General features: G+C 41.8%; 2 protein-coding genes. Both read left to right on the top strand.

The window, feature by feature from the left end; genetic code table 11:
- The coding region (locus ACI4L0_RS10150) for a hypothetical protein (RefSeq protein WP_439800055.1) at window positions 1-1,595 on the top strand (1,595 nt) is incomplete at its 5' end.
- Window positions 1,596-1,977: 382 nt separating this feature from the next.
- Window positions 1,978-2,337, top strand: coding sequence for a hypothetical protein (locus ACI4L0_RS10145; protein WP_439800054.1), 360 nt, complete (start codon window positions 1,978-1,980; stop codon window positions 2,335-2,337).

The following is a 2,337-nucleotide window of genomic DNA, read 5'->3' as shown; positions in this document are numbered from 1 at the left end:
CTATGGCGTTGGACAAAAACTATATTGACACCACAACATTTGATGTCCTTCAGCCCGCCATAGACTATTACATCAAGCACGGCACTCCTGATGAGCAGCTCCGGACATATTATTATCAAGGCAGGATTTATCAGAACCAGGGCGACGATGATTCGGCAATGCAGTCTTTCATGAAAGGCAGTGATTTAGGAGAAAACATAACTGACTCGTTATTGCTGGCTCATACATTGGTGGCGCAGGGCACTTTGTATCTCAAGCAGTACAAGACTGACGAGTTTATTCATAACAATCTGGATGCGGCGAAGTTATACGGAGCTATCGGCAGAGACATCCTTGAAATCAAGAGTTATACGAAAGCTCTTGATGGCTACGTTATGATGAATGACAAACTTGCAGCAGACAGTATTCTATCCATTTGCGTGCCTTTGGTGCAGAAGAATCCAGATGGAGAGTTTTATATGTTCCCTACCTTACTGTCTTATACGATAGAGTTCTGTTCCTCCGATGAAATCAAAACCTTTTTAGATGAAAATAAGGATTTAGAGCGGACAAAAGACGAAACTATGAATTATGCCAAAGGCTATTCAAAAATCGGAGAGTATGACGAGGCACTGAATATTCTGTCGGAAACCACTCCATCCGGATTTATCTTGGATTCTATCAAATACACTTTGGTGAAAACCGACATCTTGGAAAAACAAGGGCAGTATGAGCAAGCCCTGAATCTGTATAAGGACTATTCAGCCATGCTTGAGTGTTATCAGAAAGAGTTGCTGTCACAAGACCTGCTGTTTGCCTATAAAAAGCATCAACTTGAAATGAAAAGCCTCATGGAGATTCGAGACAAAGACAGGATTATAGGGTTGACACTTTGCAGTATATTCGTGTTGGTGATACTTGTCGGCTGGCAATATTACCGTGGTTACTTAGGCAGGACAAAACGTGTCTTGGCTGAGAAAGAAAATGAGAATCTGAGACTTGAGCAGGACAACCTGCGAAAAGAAAAGGAAAAGGCGGAGCTTGAACGGGATAAGAAAACCCTTGAAGCCGACAATCTGGAAAAAGACAATAAAAGGCTTGAGGCCGAACAGCGTCAGCATGAACTTGAAGCGGCCAATCTCAGACTGGAAATCTCTCAGCTGGAAAGTGAACGTGACCACCTGAAGGAATTGCAGAGGGAACAGTCGGAATTGGCGAAACCGATACAGAAGGTCATAAAGAGCAGGCTTGATATGCTGAACGGCCTGTTGGCAAAAGAGATAACCCGAAATGACAGCTATGCGGAACCGTATAACAAATGGATTGAAGCAATCCGTAATGACAAAAAGAAATTCATGGACTCAACCCGCCTTGCTTTCGCAGCGTCACACACCAGGTTTATGGAGTATCTTGAGCAGCGTGGTCTGACCGCTGGTGAGATAAACTATCTATGCCTGTATGCAATCGGGCTACGAGGCAAGGAAGTCGGTGAATATATCCAGATGAAACGCCATTATATCATAAGCCATGAAATCCGGAAGAAACTCGGCATTGACGAGCATGAGACCAATATCGGACTTTATATCCGCAGGCTCATGAAAGATTTTGAGAAGTAAGTTCAGATTCAGCTCTGATAAAAAATAGTAGCGCCGTCCTTATTGTGAGGATGGCGTTTTTTGTAGGTCTGCGATGGCATTGTGGGGGCATTGATACAATACCCATCATTGTCTCAGCCTGATGAACAAGTAAGGCGAGAAATCAGTCAAGGAATAAGAACTGCAAGGTGAGATATGAATATAGTATAATAACCGCAAAAATGGCCTGTTTTGAGTTGCTATGTAAAACTTTCGAGAGCTATGTAAAACTTTTGAATTTTGCCAATCTTCAAACCACTGAATATCAGCGAAATAAAAAGTTTTACGTAAAACTTTTACCCTTGGTTGAAAACTTTATTTGCAGTAATTTTGCACCAGTTTAAGAATTAAAAATATATTAAAAATGAAGAAGTTAATTATTATGGCGGCACTGCTGTTGGGAATGGCTCACACCGCTTTTGCAGAACAACAGGGAGTATTTATGCAGTTTCATCGCAGGATTAATCCAGAAAATACCAGGGATGTAAATCGTGCGCCTATGCGTCTGCCAATAGAAGTTGTCTATGATTCAGACACGCACAAGATAGAAGTGATTGGGGATGAATCAATGGAGGCCGAAGTATTTCTGTATAATGCAAACGGAAGCCTTGAGAATTACTCTTCGTTATTGAACACCGAATTTACGGTTTTGACTCCCGGTATTTACATCATCCAAATAGAAGGTGAGGGATGGTATGCGGAAGGAGAAATCGAAATAGAATAA

It is taken from the genome of Treponema sp. (assembly GCF_051883275.1).
Taxonomy (GTDB): Bacteria; Spirochaetota; Spirochaetia; order Treponematales; family Treponemataceae; genus Treponema_D.
Note: the sequence above shows the minus strand (reverse complement) of the source record. Positions and strands in the feature narration are given on the sequence as shown.

What these genes read in the sequence shown, in the direction of transcription:
- ACI4L0_RS10145 (WP_439800054.1), top strand. Translation starts at nt 1,978, where the DNA reads ATGAAGAAGTTAATTATTATGGCGGCACTGCTGTTGGGAATGGCTCAC.